Genomic DNA, 24,622 nt, shown 5'->3' with positions numbered 1-24,622 from the left:
GCCGGCCTGCCTAAGATGAGCCCATCTCAAGCCCAAGCGGAGCAAAGCAATATGAACGGCATCATCAGCGACAACACCTTTGTTTTCGACGCGCGCGGCGTGGCCAAGCGCTTCCGGCATGCCGCCATCTTCGGCGCGCTGGAAGCGCTGCGCGAAGGCGAGGTCATGCGTTTCATCAACGACCACGAACCGCTGCCGCTGCTGCAGCAGATAGGTCAGCGCTACCGCGAACAGGTGCGCATCCACTATGTCGACCACAATCCCGAGCAGGTGGTGATCGATTTCTCCGTGCATCCGCTCAATCACAGCGAAGCGGCAGCCGGCGGTGGCTGCGGTAGCGGCCAAGGCAGCGGCTGCGGTTGCAGCGGCGGCTGATGCAGGCGAATCGCTTTGTCTCGCGCGACCCGCGCGACGGCCAGGTCTTTGCCGAACGGCCAAGCTGGCAACGACACGACACGCGGCAGGCACTGACTGCCGCGACCCAGGCCGCAGCGCACTGGGCCAGCAGCACGCTGGCCCAGCGCGCTGCCTTGTTGCGTGCGTTGGGCGAGGCCTTGCTCTTGGCCAGCCCGGTGCTAGCCAACAGCATCCAGCGCGAAATGGGCAAGCAGTATGCCGAGGCTGATGACGAGGTGCTGCGCGCGGCCAAGTGGTGCCAATTCCTAGCCGAGCAGGGCCCGGCCTGGCTGGCGCCCGAGCCAGGTGCACACGGCCAGATCTGGCGTCGCCCGCTGGGCGTGGTGCTGGCGGTTACCCCGTGGAACTACCCGGTCTGGCAGATCTTCCGCCCGCTGGCCGCCGCGCTGCTGGCCGGCAATGCGGTGCTGATCAAACCAGCGCCGAATGTGGCGCAGACCAGCGCGCTGGTGGAGATGATCTGCCGCGAGCTGCTGCCCAAGGGCCTGGTGCAATGCCTGTGGACCGACGAGGTAGGCACGCGCGAGGCGCTGGCCGACCCGGCGGTGAGCATGCTGGTATGCACCGGCAGCGAGGCCACCGGCCGCCAGCTCGGCGCGCTGGCCGCCCACCATCTGAAGCCGGCCGTGCTGGAGCTGGGCGGCAATAACGCCTTCATCGTGTTGGCCGATGCCGATATCGCGGCCGCGGCCGAAGCCGCTGCACAAAGCCGCTGCCTGAATGCCGGCCAGGCCTGTACGGCTGCCAAGCGCTTTATCGTGGTCGAGGCAGTGGCCGATGCCTTCCGCCATGCGCTACGCGCGGCCCTCGCGCATTACCAGTGCGGCAGTACGCTGGCGCCGCTGGCGCGTGCCGATCTGCGCGACAAGCTGGCGCGCCAGGTGAGCCTGAGTGTGGAACAGGGTGCGCGCTGCCTGCTCGGTGGCCAGCCGGCCGGCGGGCGCGGCTATTACTTTCCCGCCACCCTGCTCGAACAGGTGACGCCCGGCATGCCGGCCTTCGACGAGGAGCTGTTCGGCCCGGTGGCCTGCCTGAGTGTGGTGGCGGATAGCGCGGCCGCCATCGCCCTGGCCAATGCCAGCCGCCAGCAACTGGCCGCCAGCCTGTGGACGCGCGACACTGCACAGGCCGCGCCGCTGGCCGCCCAGCTGCAGGCCGGCATGCTGTGCCTGAACAGCCGCCCCACCTCACGCTTCGCCCTGCCCTTTGCCGGCAGCCAGGCCTCGGGCTTTGGCAGCACGCTGGGCCGCGACGGCCTGCTGGCCTTCACCCGACCGGTAGCCTGGCTGGCCGGCTAGCCGCCCCTCTCTTGCCCCCCCCGCTTTCCTTGATCCAGGACAAGGCTGCCCGCGCCTGCCATCCGCAAAATAACGATAACAATTCTCATTAAAGGAAAGCCCCATGCCCCACCTCTCCCTCGTCTCACGCCTGCTGCCCTTCGCCCTGCTGGCCTGCCAGCTACCCGCCCTGGCGCTCGAATACCCGATCGGCAAGCCGCAGCAGCAGGCTGGCCTGGAAGTGGCGGCCGTCTATCTGCAACCGATCCAGATGGAACCGGCCGGCATGATGCGCGCCGCGGCCGATAGCGATATGCACCTGGAGGCCGATATCCGCGCGCTGGCCGATAACCCGAACGGCTTTCCCGAAGGCAGCTGGGTGCCCGGCCTGCAGATCAGCTATCAGCTGAGCAAGGCGGACGGTAAGCCGGTGGCCAGCGGCAATATGCATGCGATGGTGGCCAGCGACGGCCCGCACTATGGCGACAATGTGAAGCTGGCCGGCCCGGGCAAGTACACGCTGACCCTGCGCGTGCAGCCGCCCGGTGGCGATGCCCACTTCGGCCGCCATGTAGACAAGGAAACCGGCGTGGCCGCCTGGTTCAAGCCCTTCTCGCTCAAATATCCGCTGGTGTTTGCCGGCACCGGCAAGAAGGGCGGGTACTGAGCATGCGCGGCGCCCTGCTGGCCGCACTGCTGGCTGGCGCCGCCGGCGCGGCCGAGCTGCCCAGCTACACGATCACCGCGCGCGATGGCCGGCTGACCCCGGCCGCGCTCAGCGCACCGGCCGGCCAGCGCATCAAGCTGAATATCGTCAATGCCGGCCGCAGTCCGATCGAGTTCGAGAACCTGCGTCTGCGCGTGGAGAAGGTGCTGGCGCCCGGCGCGCGCTCCTTCGTGGTGCTCAATCCGCTGCGGCCGGGCGAATACCGCTTCATCGACGAATTCCACCCGGCCACCGGCCTGTTTGTCCTCACTCTGCGTTAGCCCACCATGAGCCAAGCCCTGTTTATTCTCTGGCGCGAATCGGCCGAAGCGCTGCTGATCGTCGGCATCCTGCACGCCTGGCTGCGCCAGCAGCCGGAAACAGCCGCGCGCCTGCGCTGGCTATGGGTCGGCGTGGCGGCCGGCATTGGCCTCGCCCTGCTGCTGGCCGCCGCCCTGCTGGGCCTGCTGCGCCAGCTGCCCGAAAGCGCGCTCGACTACGCCCAGCTGGGCATGATGTTGCTGGCCGCCGGCCTGATCGTGCAGATGGTGGCCTGGATGCGCCGCCAGGGTGGCCAGCTGCGCCAGGCACTGCAGGCCGAAGTCGATGCGCGCGCCGGGCCGGGCATTGCCGTACTGGCTGCGCTGGCCATTGCCCGCGAGGGGGCGGAGACCGTGGTCTTTCTGTACGGCCTAGGCCTGGAGCAGACCAGTGCGGGCGAGCTGGCCCTGACCGTGTTGCTTGGCCTGGGCCTCGCGGCAGCTAGCTACTGGCTGCTGCAGCAGGGCGGGCGCTGGCTGCAGTGGCGGCATTTCTTCCGCCTGAGCGAAACCCTGTTGCTGCTCCTGGGTGGCGCGCTGCTGATCGGCGCGCTGGAAAAGCTCACCATGCTGGGCTGGCTGCCCACCCTGGTGGACGAGCTGTGGGACAGCAGCTGGCTGCTCGATGATGCGAGCCGGGCCGGCAATCTGCTGGCCAGCTTCACCGGCTATCGCGCCCATCCGGCCCTCAGCCCGCTGCTCGGCTTGGCGCTGTACTGGCTGCTGGTCGCTTATTACTTGCTCCCGGCCCGCCGGGCGGTCCGCTGACATGCGTGCCGACAGCCGCCTGGCGCGCCTGGGCCTGTGGCTGCGCGCCCATCAGGGCCAGATCCGCGCGCTGCAGTGGCTGGTGGTGGCGATCTACTTGGTCCTGCTGATCTTGCCGGCCCTGCTGCCCTTGCCGCCGGCCCAGGCCAGCTTGCTGGACAGCCTGAACGGCATTGCGCAGATGCTGTTCTGGGGCTTGTGGTGGCCGGGCGTCATCCTGTCGGTGCTGCTATTCGGCCGCCTGTGGTGCGGCCTGCTCTGCCCGGAAGGCATGTTGTCCGAATGGGCGAGCCAGTGCGGCCGTGGCCGACGCGCGCCCGACTGGCTGCGCTGGCCGGGCTGGCCGCTGCTGGCCTTCGTGCTGACCACCGTGTACGGCCAGCTACTCAGCGTCTATCAATATCCACGCCCGGCCCTGCTGATCCTGGGCGGCTCCACCGTGGCTGCCATGGCGGTCGGTTATGCCTATGCGCGCAATAAGCGCATCTGGTGCCGCTATCTATGCCCGGTCAGCGGCGTATTCGGCCTGCTGGCGCGCCTGGCGCCGCTGCATTACGCGGTGGACCGTGCGGCCTGGGATGCGCCACCCAGCCGCAAGGTCATCGCGATCAACTGCGCACCACTTATCGATATCCGCCGCATGGACAGCGCCAGCCAGTGCCATCAGTGCGGGCGCTGCGCGGGCCAACGCGATGCGGTGCAGTGGGCCTGGCGCCAGCCCGGCCAGGAAATCATCACGCTGCGTCCCGAGCAGACACGCGGCTGGGAAGTGGCACTGCTGCTGTATGGCCTGATCGGCACCGCCGGTGGCGCCTTCCTGTGGAGTAGCAGCACGCTCTTGCTGCAGGCCAAGCAGGGGCTAGCCGGCTGGCTGATCGAGCACGAGCAGGCACTCTGGCTGCTGGATGACACGGCACCGTGGTGGTTGCTTACCCACTACCCGCAGCTGAACGATAGCTTCAGCTGGCTGGATGGCGCGCTGATCCTGGCCTATATCGCGCTGGCTGCGCTGGCCCTGGGCAGCTGGGCCTGGGCTTGGCTGGCCGCTGCCGCGCGCCTGCTGCAGCACGACTGGCGCGCACGCCAGCGCCAGCTCGCCTACTGCCTGACGCCGCTGGCCGGCCTGACCCTGCTGCTCGGTCTGTCGCTGACCAGCTTCAGTCAGCTGCGCGGCCTTGGCCTGGCGCTGAACTGGCGCGGCTGGCTGCAAGGCGGTCTCTTGCTGGCCGGCCTGCTGTGGAGCTTGCAGCTGGCTTGGGCACAGCTGGCCGGCCTGCCGCGTCGCCGTCGCGCCCTGCTGCTGTATGCCCCCGCCCCCATCGGCATTGCCTTAGTCTGGCTGGGCCTCTTGTTCGGCGCCTAATGCAGATAGAGGCGCGCCAGGCTCAGGCCGCCTGTACCTGGCGCAGCTCGCGGCGTGCCTGCGGCAGCACCTGCCAGGCGGCTGCCAGCGCAAGGCCCGCCATCACGGCCGCCACGGCCAGATCGGGCCAGGCGCTGCCGCTGCCGAACACGCCGAGTGCCGCCAGCAACACGGCCAGATTGCCGAGCGCATCATTGCGTGTGCACAGCCACACGCTGCGCATATTGCTGTCCCCATCCCGGTACGCATACAAGAGGCCCGCCACGCTCAGATTGGCCAGCAAGGCCAGCGCACCCACCCAACCCATGGTCAGTGGCTCTGGGCTACTGCCCTGCCAGGCATGCCAGAGCGCGCTGCCTAGCACCCACAGGCCAAAGGCCGCCATGCTGGCCGCCTTGAACAAGGCGGCCTGGGCACGTCGCTGTAGCGACATACCGAGCACCAGCAAGCTGAGCGCGTAATTGGCCGCGTCGCCAAAGAAGTCGAGCGAATCGGCCAGCAGCGAGACCGATTCGGCGCGCAGGCCGGCGCCGATTTCCAGCGCAAACATGGCGAAGTTGATCCACAGCGCCAGCCACAGCACGCGCCGGTAGGCCGGGCTGGGCTGCGCCTTGACAGCAGGTTCTTGTGGGTGGGAATGGCAGCAGTGGGCGCCCATGGCTTGCTCCGGTCAGTAGGGAAGCCCTATGCTGAACCCTGTAGTCACTACAGGGTCAAGCCATGGGCAGCGCGTACAGCATCGGCACCTTGGGCCAAGCGGCCGGGGTGAATCTGGAAACCATCCGCTACTACGAGAAGATCGGCCTCTTGCCCGCGCCGGCGCGCGCGGCCAGCGGCTACCGGCGATACGACGAGGGCGCGGTCAAGCGGCTGCGTTTCATCCGCCGTGGCCGCGAACTGGGCTTCAGCATCGATGAGGTGCGCACTCTGCTGCAGCTGGCCGACCACCCCGAGCAGCCGTGCGTACAGGCCGATGCACTGACCCGCCAGCACCTGGCCGAGGTGGAGGCCAAGATCGCCGATCTGCAGGCCATCCAGGCCGCGCTGAGCCGGCTTGCCCACTGCGCGAGTGCCACGGCCGAGCACTGCCGGCTGATCGAAGCACTCGATGCGCGCCAGTGCTGCGCGCACGGCGACCAGCCCACCTAGCCCTATCCGGCGCACAAAAAGCCCCCGCCACGGCCATGCCGCGCGGGGGCTGTTTACGCCAGCGCGGGGCTTACTGCGCGCGGTAAGTCACTTTCAGGTTGTAGGTAGCGGCCGCGTAGCCATTCAGCATCACGTACACATCGCCATTGGCCGTCATATTCACCGTGCAGCTCTCGGTCGAACCCGATTTATACGGCCGGCAGTCATAGGCGCTGGTGGTCGGCGCGGCGCCCTTGCGCACATACAGGTCCGCGTCGCCAGTGCCGGTCAGATCAGCGACCAGGCTGCCACCCGCCGCCACCTTGAAGGGGCCGAAGTTGGCCTTCTGCCCCTTGGCCAAGCTGCCGCTGAAGGTCTCCACCTTGTCGCCCGGTGGCGGCACCGAGGGACCATCGCTACCCAGTTCCACCGCATAAGCGAGGGCCAGACGGCTGAACTTCAGCGCATGCAGGGCCTGGCTGCCGGTATTCGCATAGGTGTCGTTGATGGTGTGGATATACGGATCGGACTGGCTGAAGCTGGCTTCGAAGGGCAGCGAGGCGGCAAAACCCTGGCCATTCCAGGACGCATGGTCGGAGCAACCGTAGCCGCACCTGTCATAACCGACCTTGAGCGTGGGCTGATAGCTGCTGATCAGGCTGGCCAGGAAGCTGTTCTGTTGGCTGTCGGTGTAGTCGGTATAGATATAGATATCGTTGACCGAGCCCTTGTAATTGGTCATGTCCAGCTGCATGACACCCACCACATTCACATTGTCGGTCTTGAATTTCTTGGCGATATCCTGCGAGCCACGCAAGCCGACCTCCTCGGCCGCATAGCCCATGAACTTGATGGTGCGGCGCGGCTTGTAACCCGAGGCCAGCATCACGCGCGCGGCCTCGGTCAGGCTGGCGATGCCGGAGGCATCGTCATCGGCGCCCGGCGCGCGCTTGTTCTCGCTCATGCCGCCCGACACGATGGAATCAAGATGGCCGCCCAGCACCACCACTTCGCTGGCGTTATCGGTGCCCTTGATGGTGAGGATGACCGATTTCTGCGGATAGCCGGTGTGGATGAACTGCTCGACCGTTACATCGCTGCGCCCTGCCCCCAGCTGCTGCCAGCGTTGCGCGAGCCAGTTGGAGGCGTTCACGCCATGGGTAGTGGTGTAGTAGCGGTTGGTGAAGGCAGACAGGTCGTTGATGGTGGCGGCGATATTGCTGTCCTGCATCTGCGGCAGCAGCGGGTTGACCAGGGTCGGGTTATCGATCGCGTACGAGGGCCGGCTGGCCAGCAGATTGACCGTGCCGCTGGCCTGCAGGGCGGCCAGTGCATCGGCCTCGCTGGCATGGGCCATATAGCCACCGCAGCGGCGCAGCTCGTGGTGCACGGCCTCGCTCAGACTCAGCAGCATGTCTTCGTCGACCAGCACCGCATGCGCCTGCTCAAGGCGCGCAGCCTGGGGGCTGGCCAGACCCGCCGGCACGCCGGCCTGGCTGGCCGGCATGGCCCGGCTGACGCTGGCACGCGTGGTGGGGGAAATCTTCTGCAGCTCGGCCAGGGCAGCGTCGCCCACGGTAATCCAGACCTTCTTCGGCGCGGCCTCGGCAGTACTCAGCGTAAAGGCGCTGACCAGCAGCAGGGCGATCAGTTTGTATTGCATGACATGACTCCTTCCACCCGGCGCATGGCGGCGGGCAGCAAGCAAGATTTTGGGGGCGTTAGCGCAAGGAAAAAGCCCGCTCCCACGCAGGGAGCGGGCCAAGGGCTTACTGGTGATTGCCCACCAGGGTCACGCCGCTGAAGGTGCTGTAGGCATTCAGCATGATGTAGTAGGTCCCGACCTTGGGCGCAGCGATGGTCACAGTCTCGTTATTGCCGGAGCGATAAGGACGGAAGTCATAGGAAGTGAGCGTCGGCGCCGAACCGAACTTCACGTAGATGTCCGCATCGCCAGTGCCACCCGAGATCTTGAAGGTCAGATTGCTGGCCCCGGCCGGAATTACCATCGTGTAGTTGAGCTTATTGCTCTTGGTGGCGCCCAGGCCGCTGACCGGTACACCACGGGTCAGCACGGTGCCGGTGGGGGGCGGCGTGGTGCCACAGCTCACGCCCACGGCGCTGAAGGCCGCCGTGACATCGGCCTTGCTATAGCCACGGTTCTCGGCTGCCGTTTCCACCCCGCAAGCGCCCTGGTTGAAGGTGCTATTGGCGGTCCAGTGCAGGCGGTTGGCATCCACCATCACCTCGAAGGCCTTGCGCGTGTTCCAGCCCGGTTTATTGGCCAGCAGGTAGAAGGCCTTGTTGTACACACCGCTCGAGTAGTGGACATCCATGCCGCTGGTGTAATTGCTGGCGTGGCCAATCGAGCGACCGTCGCGTGTCGGGTCGTCCATATAGCGCAAGGCCCCGCTACGCTTGAAGATCTCGGCGCCCACCATCCAGTCATTCGTGCCCTTCATGTAGTACTCGGCCGCTTCGCCGGCCATGTCCGAGAAGGCCTCGTTCATGCCGCCTGACTGGGCCGAGTAAACGAGGCCCGAGTTCTGCTCGGTAAAGCCATGGCTGACCTCGTGGGCCGACACATCGAGCGAAACCAGCGGGTAGAAGGTCGAACCGCCGTCACCGAAGGTCATCGAGCTGCCGTTCCAGAAGGCATTCTCGTAATTGGTGCTGTAGTGCACGCGCATCTGCAGGGTCTGGCTGATCGGGCGCAGACCGAACCAGCTCTGGTACATATTGAAAATCACATTGCCGAAGTAGTGCGCGTCGTTCAGGGGTGAGTAGGCGCCATTGATCTGCTTGACGGTATTGCGCGGGCAGGTGAACTGGAACGGGGTGGAACCACTGGTACCGCCATTGAGGTTCACCGTGATCACATTGCCGCTGTTCATCTTGCAGTCGTCGGTCACCACCAGCGGGCCAAAATCGGTGCCGTATTCATACTGGCCCGTCTTGGTATTCCCCCCGGGGCCGGTGGCATCGCGGTGAGCCAGGCCTTCCCAGCGCTCAAGCACCGCGCCGGTATTGGCGTCGATGAAGAAGTGCGGGCGGCTCGGGTGGTCGGCGTCCTCAATCACGAAGGACACCAGGTAGACGAGACGGGCGACATTGTTCTTGTCCAGCTTCACATACAGCGTGGCTTGATCGTTTTCGGTCTTGCCATTCACCCGCGCCAGGCTTTTGGCCTGGGCCAGCATATTGGCCGCGCTGAACACCGGTTTCGCGCTGGCCAGATCACTGGCAATGCCGCTCAGCATGCTGCCGGCCAGGGCCGGTTGCACAGCGCCGGCCGTTTGCTGGGCCACCACGGCCTCGCCGAACACCGGCACGCCCTGGTAGTACTGCTGATAGCGGGTAACGGTTTTGCCATTGCGATAAGTCTGGCTGCGCTGCGCCTTCAGCTCGGACTGGCTCAGCCCCAGCATCGCATGTACACCGGTCTGGCCACTGGCCAGGGCAGCCGACAAGAGGCTGTCGGGCGAGCGTTCCTGCAGATTGATGCGCTCTGCGGCAGTGGCGCCAAAGGCGCCCAATACCAGCAGGGAAAGGACAGCGGGACGTGCAACGGCAAAAAGCACTGGCTTCATGACTTACTCCTCAGCTCCTCTGCGTGGGGACAATTCCCCAGATCTGGTGAACTCGCACGGCGATAGCCGGCGATATTCACCTCCCCGCACCACACGCCCGGTAAGACGTACGGCAGCGTCGTTTACAAATGGCGCATGGCACCACTTGTCATGCCTGGGCCAGCTCAATTTTTCGAGCAAGCGACCGCTTTGTCGTCTAGTGAGCAGTCAGCGCACGCGGTACGACTACGGTTTTGCAATCTGTGGGAACGACCGGCAGGCGGGCGAGTACACACCGCCTGCATTCTTGTATCGGCCGGGGAAACCGGGCCGGCTGCACGTTGAAGTGCTGGCCTACTGGTAGTAGTCAAGGGAAAAGCGTGCGTCAAAATACCGAAGTCAATCGCTGACGAACGGTAGGAAGACGGGTTGATGTGCAACAGTGGCTAGGCAGCAGCTAGTTCTGCCAGTCGCGAATGCCATATTTGGCCAGAATGCGCGCCAACTCGCCCGACTCACGCAAGGCACGCACACCGCGGTCGAGCATCCTGACCAACGCTTTCGCTTGCGGATGTTGGGGCGAGACCGACACATATACCGGCCCGCTATGCAGACAGCCTGCAAAGCGGAACTCCGCACTACGACCACTTTGCTTGAACCAGTCGTTCAGCACGTACTCGTCCTCGAGCGTCAGGTCGATCTGGCCGCGCGCCAGCGCCTCGAGGTGCTTGTGCAGATAATCGCTGCCGCCGCCCAGGAAGATATAGCTGCGGTTGCGCGCGGAGCGCACATGGCTGTCTACTGGCTCGCCAAAGGTCTGATCATTGTTCACGGCCAGGCGCAGGCGCGTGAGATCCGCCACCGAGTGGTAATGCCATTGCGAATCGGCCCGGGTAACGAAGCAGCTGCGACTGACGCCAAAGGCTTGCTGACCGAATACGAAGTCAGGCGCATCGCTCTTCAAGGTGCCGGCAATCAGATCGGTCTGTAAGTTGCGCGTGGCAACGATGGCCCGTCGCCAGGGATACTCCTGGTAACGCATCTTGCGCCCTTGCTGGGCCAGTGCGGCATCCAGAATTTCAAGCATAAAGCCTGGCCGTTTGGCCTGTGGGTCGGCCGCGCAGTTATATGGGCACCATAGCGCGCCCGCCACCTTCAGCGCCGGCTCTGCCGCCCAGCCCACACAGGTACTGCACAGCAAGCTGGCGAGCAGCAAGCAAAATCTCATCGCACTTCCTCCTCGGCGCATTGGCCACCTGGACCCGACGCTACCGTATGCATTCACCTCAGCAATGTAGTAGAAAGCCCCTTCTAATTGCAGGGCCATTTAACACTAGACGACTGGTCTATTTTTACCTACCATGCGAAACATGATGGAAAAACCCTTCGACAACACCCGCGAACACCTGCTGGCCACCGGCGAGAGCATCATGCTCGGCAAGGGCTTTGCCGCCGTGGGCCTGGCCGAGATTCTTGGCTCGGCCGGGGTGCCCAAGGGCTCGTTCTACCACTACTTCGATTCCAAGGAAGGCTATGGCGTGGCGCTGCTCGAGCGTTTCTTCGCCACCTACCTGAGCGGGCTGGATGCCATCGTGGCCGATGCCAGCCTGAATGGCCGCGCCAAGCTGGATGCCTATTTCGCTGGCTGGGACCGCGTGGCCGAACACGGCAGTTGCGAATCGCGCTGCCTGGTGGTCAAGCTCACCGGCGAGGTCAGCGACCTATCCGAAGCCATGCGCACGCAGCTTGAGCGTGGCATTGCCGGCATCATGGAACGCCTGGCCGCCTGCATTGTCATCGGTCGTGCCGACCGCTCGATTCCGCCCGGCCGGCCGGCCGAGCAACTGGCTGCCGCGCTCTACCAGCTCTGGCTGGGCGCGGCCCTGGTGGCCAAGGTTCAACACAGCCGCAGCCCCTTTCAGGCTGCGCGCCAATCCAGCGATGCCCTGCTGGCCCCCGTCATTCACTAGCCCAAGCCAGGACCTGCCATGCCTTATGTGAATATCAAGATCACCCGCGAGGGTGCCAGCAAGGAAGAAAAAGCCGCGCTGATCGCCGGAGTGACCGAACTGCTGCAGAAGGTATTGAACAAGAACCCGGCCACCACCGTAGTGGTGATCGACGAAGTGGATACCGATAACTGGGGCATTGGTGGGGAACAAGTCACCGAGCGCCGCAAACGCGGTAGTTAATCCCAATTCAAGCGCGCTGCAAGCGCAGCGCGCCCGCAGCACAAGCAGCCTTCGGGCTGCCTTTTTTGACGCACCAACTAGACGACCGGTCTAATTTAACAGGAGCACACCATGTCTCTGGACAAACTGCTGACCCCCGTACGTATCGGCAAAACCGAACTGGCCAACCGCGTGTTCATGGCGCCGCTGACCCGTTCACGGGCCGCCCAGCCTGGCGATCTGCCCGCCGAGCTGAATGCGCGCTACTACACCCAACGCGCCAGCGCCGGCCTGATCATCACCGAAGCCACCCAGATTTCGCGCCAGGGCCAGGGTTATGCCTGGACCCCAGGCATCTATACCGATGCACAGGAAGCCGGCTGGAAGAACGTGGTCAGCCAGGTGCATGCGGCGGGCGGGCATATCGCGCTGCAGCTGTGGCATGTGGGGCGCATCTCGCATTCGCTGCTGCAGGAGGGTGGCCAGCCGCCGGTGGCGCCGTCGGCCATCCGCGCGCAGAACTCGAATGCCTTCGTGGTACTGCCGGATGGCACGCCCAGCAACGAACCCACCGAGACGCCGCGCGCGCTGGAAGCCACCGAGCTGCCCGGCATCGTGGCCGACTATGTGGCCGCCGCGCAGCGCGCCCTGCGGGCCGGCTTTGACTTCGTGGAAGTGCATGCCGCCAACGGTTATCTGCTCAACCAGTTCCTGGACAGCGGCGCCAACCAGCGCCAGGACCAGTACGGCGGCAGCCAAGAGAACCGCGCGCGCTTCGTGCTGGAAGTCGTGGATGCCGTCGCTGCCGCCATCGGTGCCGATAAGGTCGGCGTGCGCCTGTCGCCCAATGGCGTGTTCGGCGATATGAGCCCGAACGGCAGCCTGGAAATGGGCCACTACCTGGCCGGCCAGTTTGGCCAGCGCGGCCTTGCCTATCTGCACATCGCCGAACCCGACTGGGCTGGCGGCGCCGCACTGAGCGAGGACTACCGACGCAGCCTGCGCGCGGCCTTCCCCGGCACGCTGATCTTCTGCGGCGGCTACGATGCCGAGCGCGCCGAAGCGCTGATCACCGCCGGCACCGCCGACGCCGTGGCCTTCGGTCGCCCCTATATCGCCAACCCCGACCTGGTGGCGCGCTTTGCCAAGGGCGCCGCGCTGAATGCACCGGATGCCAGCACCTTCTACGGCGGCGCGGACAAGGGTTACACCGACTACCCGACCCTGGCCGCTTAAGCCTAGGACTGGCCGCCGTAGCGCTTACATGCAGGCCAACGCTGGCCAGCCATCAAAAACGCCACCCAAACAGCGGGTGGCGTTTTTTTTATGGCTGTGGAATCAGGCCACGGCCGCCAGCGCGACAGCCAGATCATCGCAGCGCGTCTCATCCAGCCCAGCCAGATTCAACCGCCCACCGCCGACCAGATAGACCGCATGCTCAGCGCGCAGCTGCTCTACCTGGACGGGGCTGAGCGGCAGCATGAAAAACATGCCCTTGTGGCGGCGCAGGCGCTCGCCATCCAGGCCCCGCGCGGCCAGTGCGTCGGCCAGGCGTGAGCGGATGCACACGATGCGGGCGCGCATGCCGTCCAGCTCCTCGTGCCACTGCTGGGTCAGCGCCGGGCTGGCCAGGATGCGCGCCACTACCTCGGCACCGTGGTCGGGCGCCATGCTGTAGCTACGCCGCGCCAGTTCGAAAAGTTTGCCCTGCACGCGCTGCGCGCTGGCGGCCGAGCGCGAGAGCAGCATGGCCGCACCAGTGCGTTCTCGGTACAGGCCAAAATGCTTGGAACAGGAATAGGCGACCAGCAGCTGCGGCAGCGCGCGGGCCAGTATCTGCAAGCCGGCCGCATCGGCCTCCACGCCATCGCCAAAGCCCTGGTAGGCAAGGTCCACCCAGGGCAGGAAGCCCTGCCGGCTAGCCATGCCAGCGATGCGCTGCCAGTCGGCCAGACTCAGGTCCACGCCGCTCGGGTTATGGCAGCAGCCATGCAAGAGCAGCACATCGTCCGGCCCAAGGCCGGCCAGCGTATCGAATAGCGCATCACGGCGCAGGCTGCCGCTGGCCACGTCCAGATAGGGATAGCTGGCCACCTGCAAGCCGGCCGCGCGCAGGATGGGCGCGTGGTTCACATAGCTGGGGTCGCTGATCCACACGGTAAGGCCGGGCCGGGTCGCGGTCAGCAAGTCGGCCAAGAGGCGCAGCGCACCGCTGGCACCCGGAGTCTGAATCGCCGTCCAGCGCGCGGCCTCACGGTCAGCGGGCAGGCAAAGCTGCATGACCGCATCGAGGAAGGCTGTATTGCCCGCCAGGCCCAGATAACTCTTGCTGGCCTGCGCCTCGCACAGCGCGCGCTCGGCCGCCTTCACCGCGGCCATCACCGGTGTCTGGCCTTGCACATCGCGGTATACGCCCACGCTCAGGTCCAGCTTGTGCGGCCGGGCATCGGCGCGAAACGCCTCCACCACGGACAGAATCGGGTCGGCCGCAGCCGGGCTCAAGGTATCGAACATAGGTGGCTCCAGAAGCGTGGGCACTAGGTGTTAGGGCGGTTGGCCAGCAGCACGCCGGCCACAATCAGGGCCATGCCCAGCAGCGAGCTGAGCGGGGGCAGCTCGCCCAGCAGGGGCACAGCCAGCAGCGAGGCCACCACCGGGGTCAACGCGCCGGCAATGGCGGCCTTTTCCACCCCCAGCCGCGCCACCGCGTAGGCGTAACTGAGCGTGGACACGAGACCCACACCCAGGCCCTGCAGCAGGAATTGCAGCACAAGCTGGCTGGCCGGCAGCTGTGGCAGCTGCAGTGGTGCATCGCTTAGCCACAGCGCCAGCAGCAAGAGCGGCAGCGAGCCATAGGTAAGCACAGCGGCGCCCTCCAGCGGCCCCAGCCCGCTGCGCCGCAGCGCGAGGGTGAAACCAGCCCACAACAGGCTGCCGAACAGGAACAGCGCATAGCCCTGCCCCAGGCCCGCCTGGGCATGGCTGAGCGAGAACAGCAGCATCAGCACCACTCCGCTCGCGATCAGCGCGAGGCCTTTGCGACGGCTGGGCGCCAGCGGCTGGCCGAGCAGGCCCAGCGCCAGCAGCGATACAAACAGCGGCAGCGTGCCGGGCAGCAGCGTGCTGCCATCGGCCACCGGTGCGTGGCGCATACCCAGGCCCGCCACCAGGAAGTACGGCAGACCGGCACCGCACACCATCATCAGCAAAAGCGGCCAGGGCACGGCGGTGATCTTGCGCCAGCGCTGCCAGAGCACGGGCAGGAAGCACACGGTGGCGGGCAGGAAACGGAACAGGGCGATTTCCAGCGGCGGCAGCGCAGCCTTGGCGCCCAGGCGCAGCGAGAGAAAGAAGCCGGACCAGACCAGCACGGTCAGGCCCAGTGCCAAGAGGCCCAGAATGGGGGCGCTCAGGCGCGGGTTTGGGGCAAGCGTCAGGGCGGTGCTCATGGCAGCCTCCAGCCAGATTCGATGCGCCATTATCCCGGCGAGCGGCGGGGCGTTTCAGGGCAAACTTCGCAATATCAGGCCAGATAATTGGCGATAAACACCCACAAACAAGCCATAATTAGCGGAATCAACCAATACCTCGCTCAGCATGGACCGCACCGACCGCCAGATACTGCAACTGCTCCAGGAAGACGGCCGCCTCTCCACCGTGGAGCTGGCCGACAAGGTGGCGTTATCGCCCTCGCCCTGTGCGCGCCGCCTCAAGCGTCTGGAGGACAGCGGCATCATCAGCGGCTACCGCGCGGTGCTGAACCGCAATCTGCTACAGCTGGCCACCACGGTGTTCGTGAATGTGCGCCTGATGCACCACCGCGAGGACGCGGTGCGCCTGTTCGAAGCCGCCATCGAGCAGCTGAGCGAGGTGATCAGCTGTCATGTGGTCTCGGGCGCGTTTGATTACCTGCTGGAAGTGGTGGTGCGCGATCTGGCCGATTACGAAAAGCTGGTGCGCAAGCTACAAACCCTGGCCATGGTGCAGGACATCACCAGCAACTTCGCCATCCGCACGGTGAAAAGCGGCGCCCCCTTGCCGCTGGAAGGCAGCAGCACGCTGCGCGGCTGACACAGACTGTCCGGCCGGGCAGACAGAATCGGTGCCGGTGCCGGCAAGCTCACGTACACTCGCCCGAGGAGACAACAGCCCAAGAGGCAAGCTTATGAAACTCGGCCTGGACCTGCCCGAAGCCAGTGATCTGCCCCACCCTGCGCTGCAAAGCGTGCTGCAGCGTGCGTTTTTTGATGTATTCGAGCGCCAGTTTGCCGGCGCGGTAGTCATCAACACCGATGCGCGCGTGGTGTGGATGAACCCGCACTACGCCGAGATCCTAGGCATTGCCGACCTCAACCGCATCCTGGGCGAGCGCATCGACGTACTGCTGCCCAATACCAAGCTCACCGAAGTGCTGCGCACCGGCGAGCCCATCCTGCTCGACTTCATGACCCACCGCGAACGCACGTTCGTGGTCTCGCGCTTCCCCATCATGGACGACGCCGGCCAGATCATCGGCGCGGGCGGCATCATGCTCTACGACGCCTGGCAGCCGCTAAAGCCGCTGATGGACAAGTTCAGCCGCCTGCAGCAAGGCCTGTTGCAGATACGGCGCGACTTCAGCCGCGAACGCAGCGCGCGCTACACCTTTGCCGACGTAGTGGGCGAAGGCCCGGCCTGCAAGCGCATGAAAGACCTGGGCAAGCGCGCCGCCGGGCTCGACGCCACCGTGCTGCTGCTGGGCGAAACCGGCACCGGCAAGGAACTGCTGGCCCAGAGCATCCACGCCGCCAGCATGCGCGCCAGCCAGCCCTTCGTAGCCCTGAACGTCGCTGCCATCCCCGACACCCTGCTGGAAGCCGAGCTGTTCGGCGCCGCTCCGGGCGCCTATACCGGCGCCGACCGGCGCGGCCGCGACGGCAAGTTCAAGCTGGCCGATGGCGGCACCATCTTCCTGGATGAAATTGGCGACCTGCCGCTGGCCACCCAGGCCAAGCTCTTGCGTGTGCTGCAGGAAATGGAAATTGAACCCTTGGGCGCCAACCAGCTGATCAAGGTGGATGTACGCGTAATCGCCGCCACCAGCCGCGACCTGCCGGCCATGGTGGAAGCCGGCCAGTTCCGCGCCGACCTGTTCTACCGCCTGAATGTGCTGCCGATACGCCTGCCACCGCTGCGCGAACGCAGCGAGGACATCGCCCCGCTATCGGAAAAACTGCTCGCCGATATCTCGCTGCGCAGCGGCGCCGCGCGCAAGAGCCTGAGCCCGGAAGCACTGACCTGGCTAGCCAGCCAGCCCTGGCCCGGCAATGTGCGCGAGCTGCGCAATGCGCTGGAACAAGCCACCATGCTGGCCGACCACCCCGAACTGACCCCGGCCGACTTCCTGCCCGCCGGCCCGCCGCCACCGCTAAACCCGCTGACGCTGGCCGAAGCGGTGCGCCGCGCCGAAATGGAAGCCATCCGCAGCGCCCTCTTGGCCAGCCGCGGCAACAAAAGCGACGCCGCCCGCATCCTGGGCATAGGCCGCGCCACGCTGTATGAAAAGTTGGCGGGGTATGGGTTGGAGAAGGTATGAGGCCGCTGGGACTTCACGCAAGCGCGTGGTGTATTAATGTGCCGAAGACCGCTGGATGTCTAAATCACCCACAGCCCCGCGACAACACGCCAAGCGATACCCCCTACTCAACTAAGACCTCCACTTAGGGGGGCGAATTAGCTTCATTTATTTAGGAGCCGAAAGTGTTAGACCTCAATATTGATCTTGAAGCCCTGCTGGATGAATTTATCAAAGAGCAACACCAGCTACTGGCGGTGGACTCTAGCGAGCAAGCCATCGCTCACCAGCTTGCCAATAAACTGAAAGTTGCATTCCCAGAATGGGATGTTGACTGCGAGTACGATCGCGACATGGACAAGATAAAACGTCTGACTTATGCCATTTCGCCAAATGATCCTGCATCCACACGCAAGGTTGTTCCCGACATCATTATTCATCGAAGGATGACTAGTAAAAACTTAATAGCCGTTGAAATAAAAAAATCCACAAACCCAGAACAAAACTTCAAAGATCTTTCAAAACTCAAAGCATTCAGAGAGCAACTGGGCTACCAACACACACTTTTTGTACGCTTCTTTACAGGGCCAGGGAAAACAGGAATAGCAGATTATGAATTTTTCTAGCACCCAACAGTCCAGTAGGGTGGGCAAGGCAGTGCCCACCTTGGTGACCAAATCGATGGTGCACAATCGCTTCGACGCTAGGGTGGGCAGCGTGGCTGCCCACCGTACTTGGCTTACAACCTGAAGCGGCTGTGCTGGCTGAAGGAGACGAGCGTGGCGGCGTCTTGACGCCCGATGTGCGTTCTGGGCCAAGAGAAAGCAGGTTCAGGATTGGAAAGTGAGTCCGCAACGAGCCCGAATTTAGGCAAATTGCGCAAAAATTCAGCAGGTCATGTTGATCTGCCAGATCGGTGCCCGGAAACGAGGTTTCTGGAAGTACCCTTAAAGAACTTGATGGACGAAGAATTCAATATCACAGAGATGGTTCATTCAAAGGTTTTCGTGAGGATTAATATGGCTAAATTCAAAGATTTCAGCTTCACTGTTGGAGATGATGGAGATCACGAAAGACTGACCGCTGAGATTGATTATCAACAGACCTTTGTGGCAATGCTTACTCAAGAAGACGGATTTGAGAATTTGAAGCTGGAGCTCTTTTCCCCAGATAATCCTGATGTGGCAATACACAGCTTCCCGCTTCAGGACTTCTTGATGGCCATTGATTTGGCGAAGAATAAGCTCACCCAAGTTAGCGGCATTACACCGTTCGGTGATGATGTGCCTATGTAGGAAACCTCAGACAAGGGTGGACAACTTATTGGCCACGCATTCAGGTAAAACCAGCCCAGCAGGATGGGCAAGGCATTGCACACCTTGCCGGCCGTATAGATAGCACCCTCACTCTATTCTTTATTTAGAAAAACACTGTTGGAGGAAGTCAAGGTGAAGCAAAGCCCACCAATTTTCACCAAGAATACTCATGCACAGCCAAGTATCTGATTCGGCCTTCCATTCCTAGGAGAATGCCGCACGAATCCGCTCAATCTGGGAGTAATGCAATGCCCCGCTATTTAATTTCGTTTGATGATGGTTCGATGGACCATATTCCGGATGCGGATTGGCCGGCAGTGGGCGAGGCGGCGCATCAGGTGGTGCGCGAAGCCAAGGCGGCGGGAGTGTGGATATTCGGCGCGGGCATACAGCGTCAGCAATCGACGCTCGTAGCATGTGACGGCAGCACCACCGATGGCCCCATGCCAGAGACGAAGGCAGTGATCGGCGGCTTCTCCATCATCGAAGTGCCCAACCGCGAGGCTGCGCTGTATTGGGCTGCAAGAATCGCGGAAAGCTGCCGCTGCACGCAGGAAGTACGCGAGATCATGTTCGACCCAGAGTCTTGATACGGCCCAGCGCCCAGCCCAGTAGGGTGGGCAAGGCCTTGCCCACCTTGCCGGCCATACCGATGGCGCACTCTCGCCTCGGCACCACGGTGGGCAGCAAGCTGCCCACCCTACTTGGCTACGAGCAGGGTCTTAGCACGCATCGTGCTTTGTTCGGCTGGCGATAATGCGAGGAGCGCGAGATGAAAACCGAGGCCGTGATCCCTAAGCCCTATCCTGCCCGCGGCGCGCAAGCGTTTGGCGCCACAGCTAGCGATGCCATCGGTTTTGCCGCGATGCTGCAGGCCAAGACCGCACAGGCTGCGGCCGCGAGGGCGTCAAACGGGCCTGCGGCAAGCGAACCGGTGGATTTCACCGCCATGACGCGGCAGCAGCTGTTCGACTGGATGAATGGGCAGATTCGTGCAGGCAAGCTGTCGCTGGATGACAGCACGGCTTTTCTGGGCATGACGATCAAGGTCTCGGTGGCCAGCGGCCAACCCGTACCGCTGGCTGGCGACACCAGCCGCATCGATTTCATCGAGAAGGCGCGCCAGGGTGTGGTGGGCGCGCTGGAGCGCAAGGACCCGGCGCTGGCCAAGCACCTTGAAACGGCCATCGCCTTTATGCTGTGCAACCAATGCCAGCCATACCTTGCCTAGCGACGCGGTGTATTGTTGAGCGCACCGGCTGGTGCGGCTCGATATCCCCTCCGCAGAACCCATATCCGCTCCTTTCCTATGCTGCTAATCACACCTGCTACACCCGAAGACGCTCGCGCAGTGGCCGAAATCCATATCAGCGCCTGGCGCGCGGCCTACCGTGGCGTATTTCCCGATGCCTATCTGGCTGCGCAGTCGCTCGCCGAGCGCGAGGCGTGGTGGGCAGAGGTCATTGCGGGCGGCAAGACAGCGGTTTTGCTGGCTAAGTCAGCAGACACGCTGCGAGGCTGGCTGAGCTTTGGTGCTTGCCGCGACACCGATGCGCCGTCCAGCCAAGCAGAACTTTGGGCGATGTATGTGGCGCCCGACATCTGGTCGCGCGGCATTGGGCGCACGCTGTGGCATCACGCCCAGCAAACCATGCATGCTCAGGGCTTTACCCACTGCAGCCTGTGGGTACTCGCACACAATGCGCGGGCGATACGCTTCTACACCGCAGCAGGCTTCCAGCTCGATGTTTGCCCGCCTAAATCCATTGAACGCGGTGGCCAGTGCTTTGAGGCGCGACGCTATCTGTGCGTGCTGGCCACCTAGCCGGGCGGGCGTTTCTCGACTATGGTTCCGGCCGTCCGCCCAGCTCCGCGCGGCCTTCGCCTAGCCGCATGCCCCATTCGGGCCGGCCAAGCCAGGCCGCTGCGGCATGAAATTACCGCCGCCCACCATGAACACGATCACGATTACACCGGCAGGGCCAGCGCAGCATGGCCTGCTGTTCCGCCTGCTGCAGCTGTATTACTTCGAGGCCAGCCACTGGAGTGACGAGGATATCCTGCCCAGTGGCCTGTACGACGCCAGCGAGGAGGGCGTGCGTTCCTACCTGCTGGGTGGCGATGATTACGCGCTGCTAGCCTGGGTGGATGGGCACCCGGCCGGCTTTGCGCTGGTGGAAGCGGCCCAGGGCGTGCCACCGGCCCGGTATGAGCTGGCCGATATGTTTGTGCTGCCTAAATACCGCGGGCGCGGCGTGGCCGAGGCACTGCTGGCGCAAACCATGCTGCCCAGCCCCGCACCCTGGTTGGTGGCGGTGTTCAAGCGTGATGCGGCTGCGCTGCGCTACTGGCAAAAGCGCTTTGCGCAGTGGCCGGCAAAATCCGTCCAGGCGCAGGCCGACCGTGCCGACTCGCCTTTCCATCTGTTCGTCGTCAGCGCGCTGGCGCCGGCCGATGCCTGAGGCCGCTGCCGCTCACGCGCTCATTCCACCGCCTTAGCCACCCTTTGCGATGACACCTGGCTCCCACGTAACCCGTTCCGACTCCCTGTCTACGCAATGCGCGCGTCGCAGGGTAGGCAAGCCAGTCGGGGCGACACACCAAGGCATGCCCGCATGATCGAACTCTACACTTATCCGCTGATTGCCCTGCTCTTCGTGGCCATCTTCTGCCGCGAGGTAATCGCCCCGGCTTCCCGCAACCACTGCGACCGGCGCTGGCTGATCCTGTCGACCGGCCTTGGCGTGGCCACCGTGCTGGTCACGCTCTTGCTTGGCTATCTATTCGCCAGCGGCATCGAACAACACGCGCTGATCCAGGCCTCGCGGCACCTGCCCGACCCGGTCACCGGCCTGCTCAGCTTTCTGTTGGCGAGCTTCATCTTCTATTGGTGGCACCGCGCCACGCATCGCTTCGATCTGCTCTGGCGCATCTTTCACCAGCTCCACCACAGCGCCAAGCGTGTGGAAGCGCTGACCGCCTTCTATGCCCACCCGATGGATACCGCCGCGGCCGTGCTGATCAGCGCGTTTTCCAGCTATCTGATCCTGGGTGCCTCGCCGCTGGCGGCGGCCATCGCGCTCTTTCTGACCGGCGCCTTCGATCTCTTCCTGCATAGCGATCTGCGCACGCCGCGCTGGCTTGGCTATCTGGTACAGCGCCCGGAAATGCATACGGTCCACCACGAGCAAGACCACCATGCGCAGAACTATGGGCTGCCGATCTGGGACATGCTGTTCGGCACTTGGGCCAACCCCAAGGAGCGCTCGCTCGCGCTGGGTTTTGACGAGGCCAGGTCGCAGCGCATCAGCGATATGCTGCTGTTTCGCGATGTGCATCAATCCAAGCCCGATGCGATGCCTTAGCCATTGCCCCGTTGCACGTGGCTCATAGCGCGGTCATGCAATTCTCGTGGTTCAAACATCAACGCAAGTCACCAAATATGATTAGCAAAGCCAATGCGTAATAAGACAATCTCACGCCGGATCAGCGCATCATTTATTCGCAGCATAGGCAAGTGGGAAGTAGACAATAGGCGGAAAGGCGTGCTCATCATCGAACGAGACGAGATTGTACAGCCACTATTTTCACCACTTTGGCTTCTAGCCACACTCCTCACCATTTACATTGCCCATATAACTTTAATCATCAATGAGCGCGGATGGAAGGGTGCTTTCATATTGATCGCTCCAGCGCTATTTATCATCTGGCTGGCTATTAGCAAGCACCAACCCGTCATTGAACCAGAGCGCCTAGAATTCAATAGCACAGAAGAATCCTTGACCATCACAGAGTCGGACGGAAAAATCAAGCGGGCGCACACCCTTAAATATCAAGATATTGAAGCACTTGCATTTCACCCCCCACGCCTATCTCAACAAACTCGTGCCACGGACCTCATCATTATCAGACCAATAAATGAAGCCTTGCCAAGTATTAGAATTGAGAGCATTAGACAAGTTTGATCAACCATCTATACGGCCATTAATTCAGCACTGCCATCATGGGTTGATAGAGAATACGGCAGCATTGCATAGCATCACTTAGCAGCCAGCCAATGTCGCGCAGCGCATTTGGGAAACCATGCTAACTTACCCATGAGCAACGCTCATGAATTCTTAATAACCACCACTCAAGCCATGAAAATGAATCCACTCTCTCTTGCCAGCATCGCCATACTGTTAAGCGGCGCGGTCTACTCTGGTTTTTCCATTGGCCTCGCGCTACCCGGCGCGGCGATTTTCTCCCTGGTGGTCGCTGCACCTTACAGCTTCTTGCTGAGGCAGAGCGGTCAACGCGCGCTGGCTTTGCCACTCATCGGGGCTGCCGTTGGCCTCGCTGGCGTACTGCTGGTTCAGCTCATGTCAGGCGGTACACCATTCGCCCCTGACTATTACTTGTTTGGTTCGGCTTTAGGCCTATGTGTTGTTTCATTTATTGCGTCCCTACTCCTTTTGCTTGCACCCAAGCTGAGGGCTAAGTTATTTCCTTCTCGCTAACCCATCGCGGAGCACCGAGCGCGGTAGGCGTGCCCTGTAGTCACACTGGCGCTGCAGGTACCGCGATGTAAACCTGCTTGGCTTAGGGTCCTCACACGCAGTCAGGCAACGCGCTGCTTTCCATTCGATTACTATCCATTTTATTTATGTCAGTTACTGCTCACTCCACCTTGTTCTCCCCCGCCATTGAATCGTTTTGGCAGCACACCTTTCTGGGCGGCGACGTGCTGCAGCACAGCGCTGAGCTTAGCGTGGCCACCCAGGCCGACCTCGATGCGGCGCGGCGGGTGATGCTGTTGCGCCGGGCTGCTGGTCAGCTGCAGGCCGTCTGCACGCCAGCACTAGCCGAGCGGCTGGCGCTGCGGCAGCAGCCTGTGCGCAATGAGGCCATGCTGCGCGAACGTTTGCAGCAGGCCGATCTGCCGCTGCATGGCGCCGACTACCTGTTTCACTTCAGCGAAGCGGACAAGACCGCCCTGATGCAGGAGATCACGCCCAGCTCGGTGCGCCAGCTACAGGCGGCCGATGCCGAACTGTTTGCGGCCTTCCAGGGTGCGGCCTCCGAGCAGGATCTGGACGACGCCTATGTGGAGCTCGATCACTGGGCGGTGTTCGGCGCCTTCGAGCAGGAACGCCTGATCTGCGCGGCCAGCATGTACCCTTGGGATGGTCAGCAGATTGCCGATATGGGCGTGCTGACCCTGCCGCCCTACCGCGGCCAGGGCCACGCCAGCCGGGTGGTGCGCGCGATCAGCCGGCATGCGCTGACGCTGGGTTACCAACCGCAGTATCGCTGCCAGCACGACAATATCGCCTCGGCCGCACTGGCCCGCTCGGCCGGGCTGAGCCTGTTCGGCAGCTGGGAAGTGATTTCGCCCGATGCGGCAGACTAGAACCGGCGAGCGCCCGCACGATGACCACACCTTGCCTGACACAAGCCATCCCGAATGAGCAGGGCCAGCTGGTCCTGCGCTTCGGCGCATCCGAATACCGGCTGTTCACAATCGCACAGCTCTCCCAACAGGCTGGCTGGGCGCAGCTCGCCTACCCGCAGCATGGCAAACGCTTCAGCTTCGATGCGCAACGCCTAACCTGGCCGGCCGCCGGCGAAGTGGAGGCCAGTTATCTGTACGCACATTCGCAGCCGCTCAGCACTGCAGAGCTGGAACAGCAGACCCTGCGCCTGGGATACCAAAACGAGGCGCCCAGCGCGCAGGACGCGCGCCACCATGTCTACTATGTTTACCTAGCGCCTTTCAGCGCACAGCCCTTCCAGCTCGGGGAATCGATAGGCGGTGGCATGGCCGAGCGCGGCGGTAGCTGCGCGCTGAACCTGGCGCAACTGCGCGTCTGGCCGGACTGGCAAGCGCACTTCGCGCTGGCCGGCTGCAGCTGGGCGGTACCACTGATCGCGGCGCCGCAGGCCGAAGTGGCAAGCCTGCTCAAGGCGCTGATCGAGGGCGCTTGCCTGCGCAATGGTCTGCCCGAGCCGGCCTAAACTCAGGCGTACTGGCCATATTGTCATTTCCCCTCA

29 protein-coding genes are annotated in these 24,622 nt (G+C 63.5%); 23 read left to right on the top strand and 6 right to left on the bottom strand.

The genetic code is table 11. The features are described from left to right. The first annotated feature begins 51 nt into the window (after positions 1-51). The 6 genes from BT173_RS04030 (at position 52) to BT173_RS04005 (ending at position 4,851) form a co-directional block, all read left to right on the top strand. The gene (locus BT173_RS04030) at positions 52-375 is read left to right on the top strand and encodes a DUF2249 domain-containing protein (protein ID WP_072427353.1); all 324 of its coding nucleotides are present in this window, start codon (positions 52-54) and stop codon (positions 373-375) included. Then, positions 375-1,715, top strand: coding sequence for an aldehyde dehydrogenase family protein (locus BT173_RS04025; RefSeq protein WP_072427352.1), 1,341 nt, complete (start codon positions 375-377; stop codon positions 1,713-1,715). Before BT173_RS04030 ends, BT173_RS04025 begins: the two co-directional genes overlap by 1 nt. A 103-nt stretch (positions 1,716-1,818) precedes the next feature. Beyond that, entirely contained in the window at positions 1,819-2,361 is a 543-nt protein-coding gene (locus tag BT173_RS04020; protein ID WP_072427351.1) for an iron transporter, read from the top strand. 2 nt (positions 2,362-2,363) lie between these two features. Beyond that, the gene (locus BT173_RS04015; protein ID WP_072427350.1) at positions 2,364-2,681 is read left to right on the top strand and encodes a cupredoxin domain-containing protein; all 318 of its coding nucleotides are present in this window, start codon (positions 2,364-2,366) and stop codon (positions 2,679-2,681) included. Positions 2,682-2,687: 6 nt separating this feature from the next. Continuing rightward, positions 2,688-3,488 carry an FTR1 family iron permease gene (locus BT173_RS04010; protein ID WP_072427349.1) on the top strand — a complete coding sequence of 267 codons (801 nt, stop codon included), beginning with the start codon at positions 2,688-2,690 and terminating at the stop codon, positions 3,486-3,488. Position 3,489: 1 nt separating this feature from the next. Further along, positions 3,490-4,851, top strand: a complete 1,362-nt coding sequence (locus tag BT173_RS04005; protein ID WP_072427348.1) for a 4Fe-4S binding protein — start codon at positions 3,490-3,492, stop codon at positions 4,849-4,851. Between the two features lie 22 nt (positions 4,852-4,873). Here the strand turns inward: BT173_RS04005 and BT173_RS04000 are convergent, their stop codons facing one another. Continuing rightward, positions 4,874-5,509 carry a cation efflux transmembrane domain-containing protein gene (locus BT173_RS04000; protein WP_072427347.1) on the bottom strand — a complete coding sequence of 212 codons (636 nt, stop codon included), beginning with the start codon at positions 5,507-5,509 and terminating at the stop codon, positions 4,874-4,876. Between the two features lie 62 nt (positions 5,510-5,571). On the opposite strand from BT173_RS04000, the gene BT173_RS03995 reads away from it, so the two are divergent. Next, on the top strand, positions 5,572-6,000 hold the full coding sequence (locus tag BT173_RS03995; protein WP_072427346.1) for a MerR family transcriptional regulator: 429 nt from the start codon (positions 5,572-5,574) through the stop codon (positions 5,998-6,000). Between the two features lie 70 nt (positions 6,001-6,070). On the opposite strand, the gene BT173_RS03990 is transcribed toward BT173_RS03995, so the two are convergent. The 3 genes from BT173_RS03990 to BT173_RS03980 all read right to left on the bottom strand — a co-directional run bounded on the left by BT173_RS03990 (position 6,071) and on the right by BT173_RS03980 (position 10,776). Continuing rightward, positions 6,071-7,642 carry a M20/M25/M40 family metallo-hydrolase gene (locus BT173_RS03990; RefSeq protein WP_072427345.1) on the bottom strand — a complete coding sequence of 524 codons (1,572 nt, stop codon included), beginning with the start codon at positions 7,640-7,642 and terminating at the stop codon, positions 6,071-6,073. A gap of 106 nt (positions 7,643-7,748) precedes the next feature. Continuing rightward, a complete protein-coding gene (locus BT173_RS03985; protein ID WP_072427344.1) occupies positions 7,749-9,569 on the bottom strand; it encodes a M4 family metallopeptidase in 1,821 nt (606 codons plus the stop codon). A gap of 436 nt (positions 9,570-10,005) precedes the next feature. Then, a complete protein-coding gene (locus BT173_RS03980; protein WP_175545550.1) occupies positions 10,006-10,776 on the bottom strand; it encodes a substrate-binding periplasmic protein in 771 nt (256 codons plus the stop codon). Positions 10,777-10,918: 142 nt separating this feature from the next. On the opposite strand from BT173_RS03980, the gene BT173_RS03975 reads away from it, so the two are divergent. The 3 genes from BT173_RS03975 to BT173_RS03965 all read left to right on the top strand — a co-directional run bounded on the left by BT173_RS03975 (position 10,919) and on the right by BT173_RS03965 (position 12,955). Then, a complete protein-coding gene (locus BT173_RS03975; RefSeq protein WP_245794124.1) occupies positions 10,919-11,518 on the top strand; it encodes a TetR/AcrR family transcriptional regulator in 600 nt (199 codons plus the stop codon). An 18-nt stretch (positions 11,519-11,536) separates the two neighbouring features. Further along, entirely contained in the window at positions 11,537-11,740 is a 204-nt protein-coding gene (locus BT173_RS03970) for a tautomerase family protein (protein ID WP_072427341.1), read from the top strand. A 111-nt stretch (positions 11,741-11,851) separates the two neighbouring features. Further along, positions 11,852-12,955, top strand: a complete 1,104-nt coding sequence (locus BT173_RS03965; protein ID WP_072427340.1) for an alkene reductase — start codon at positions 11,852-11,854, stop codon at positions 12,953-12,955. Between the two features lie 102 nt (positions 12,956-13,057). Here the strand turns inward: BT173_RS03965 and BT173_RS03960 are convergent, their stop codons facing one another. Both BT173_RS03960 and BT173_RS03955 read right to left on the bottom strand, forming a co-directional pair. Beyond that, positions 13,058-14,233, bottom strand: coding sequence for an amino acid aminotransferase (locus BT173_RS03960; RefSeq protein ID WP_072427339.1), 1,176 nt, complete (start codon positions 14,231-14,233; stop codon positions 13,058-13,060). Between the two features lie 23 nt (positions 14,234-14,256). After that, positions 14,257-15,168 (bottom strand): DMT family transporter, encoded by a 912-nt coding sequence (locus BT173_RS03955; protein WP_072427338.1) that lies wholly within the window; start codon positions 15,166-15,168, stop codon positions 14,257-14,259. A 148-nt stretch (positions 15,169-15,316) separates the two neighbouring features. Between BT173_RS03955 and BT173_RS03950 the strand changes: the two genes are divergently transcribed. From BT173_RS03950 to BT173_RS19730, 13 genes are all read left to right on the top strand, one after another. Beyond that, positions 15,317-15,790, top strand: coding sequence for an Lrp/AsnC family transcriptional regulator (locus BT173_RS03950; RefSeq protein WP_072427337.1), 474 nt, complete (start codon positions 15,317-15,319; stop codon positions 15,788-15,790). 94 nt (positions 15,791-15,884) lie between these two features. Further along, a complete protein-coding gene (locus BT173_RS03945) occupies positions 15,885-17,294 on the top strand; it encodes a sigma-54 interaction domain-containing protein (protein WP_072427336.1) in 1,410 nt (469 codons plus the stop codon). Positions 17,295-17,458: 164 nt separating this feature from the next. Further along, positions 17,459-17,899 (top strand): hypothetical protein, encoded by a 441-nt coding sequence (locus BT173_RS03940; protein ID WP_072427335.1) that lies wholly within the window; start codon positions 17,459-17,461, stop codon positions 17,897-17,899. 333 nt (positions 17,900-18,232) lie between these two features. Next, a complete protein-coding gene (locus BT173_RS03935) occupies positions 18,233-18,568 on the top strand; it encodes a hypothetical protein (protein WP_072427334.1) in 336 nt (111 codons plus the stop codon). A gap of 269 nt (positions 18,569-18,837) precedes the next feature. Beyond that, positions 18,838-19,179 (top strand): YciI family protein, encoded by a 342-nt coding sequence (locus BT173_RS03930; protein WP_072427333.1) that lies wholly within the window; start codon positions 18,838-18,840, stop codon positions 19,177-19,179. A 182-nt stretch (positions 19,180-19,361) separates the two neighbouring features. Then, entirely contained in the window at positions 19,362-19,820 is a 459-nt protein-coding gene (locus BT173_RS03925; RefSeq protein ID WP_072427332.1) for a hypothetical protein, read from the top strand. A gap of 120 nt (positions 19,821-19,940) precedes the next feature. Then, positions 19,941-20,414 carry a GNAT family N-acetyltransferase gene (locus BT173_RS03920; protein ID WP_217651397.1) on the top strand — a complete coding sequence of 158 codons (474 nt, stop codon included), beginning with the start codon at positions 19,941-19,943 and terminating at the stop codon, positions 20,412-20,414. Positions 20,415-20,520: 106 nt separating this feature from the next. Continuing rightward, entirely contained in the window at positions 20,521-21,051 is a 531-nt protein-coding gene (locus BT173_RS03915) for a GNAT family N-acetyltransferase (RefSeq protein WP_084658154.1), read from the top strand. A gap of 153 nt (positions 21,052-21,204) precedes the next feature. Next, positions 21,205-21,954, top strand: a complete 750-nt coding sequence (locus BT173_RS03910; protein ID WP_139256038.1) for a sterol desaturase family protein — start codon at positions 21,205-21,207, stop codon at positions 21,952-21,954. A 180-nt stretch (positions 21,955-22,134) separates the two neighbouring features. Continuing rightward, positions 22,135-22,554 carry a hypothetical protein gene (locus BT173_RS03905; protein ID WP_139256037.1) on the top strand — a complete coding sequence of 140 codons (420 nt, stop codon included), beginning with the start codon at positions 22,135-22,137 and terminating at the stop codon, positions 22,552-22,554. A gap of 132 nt (positions 22,555-22,686) precedes the next feature. Beyond that, positions 22,687-23,088 (top strand): hypothetical protein, encoded by a 402-nt coding sequence (locus BT173_RS03900; RefSeq protein ID WP_072427328.1) that lies wholly within the window; start codon positions 22,687-22,689, stop codon positions 23,086-23,088. 146 nt (positions 23,089-23,234) lie between these two features. Beyond that, positions 23,235-23,981, top strand: coding sequence for a GNAT family N-acetyltransferase (locus BT173_RS03895; RefSeq protein ID WP_072427327.1), 747 nt, complete (start codon positions 23,235-23,237; stop codon positions 23,979-23,981). Positions 23,982-24,001: 20 nt separating this feature from the next. Next, the gene (locus BT173_RS19730; RefSeq protein ID WP_217651396.1) at positions 24,002-24,586 is read left to right on the top strand and encodes a hypothetical protein; all 585 of its coding nucleotides are present in this window, start codon (positions 24,002-24,004) and stop codon (positions 24,584-24,586) included. Positions 24,587-24,622: the final 36 nt, after the last annotated feature.

Source organism: Chitinimonas taiwanensis DSM 18899, assembly GCF_900119825.1.
Classification (GTDB): Bacteria; Pseudomonadota; Gammaproteobacteria; order Burkholderiales; family Chitinimonadaceae; genus Chitinimonas; species Chitinimonas taiwanensis.
Note: the sequence above shows the minus strand (reverse complement) of the source record. Positions and strands in the feature narration are given on the sequence as shown.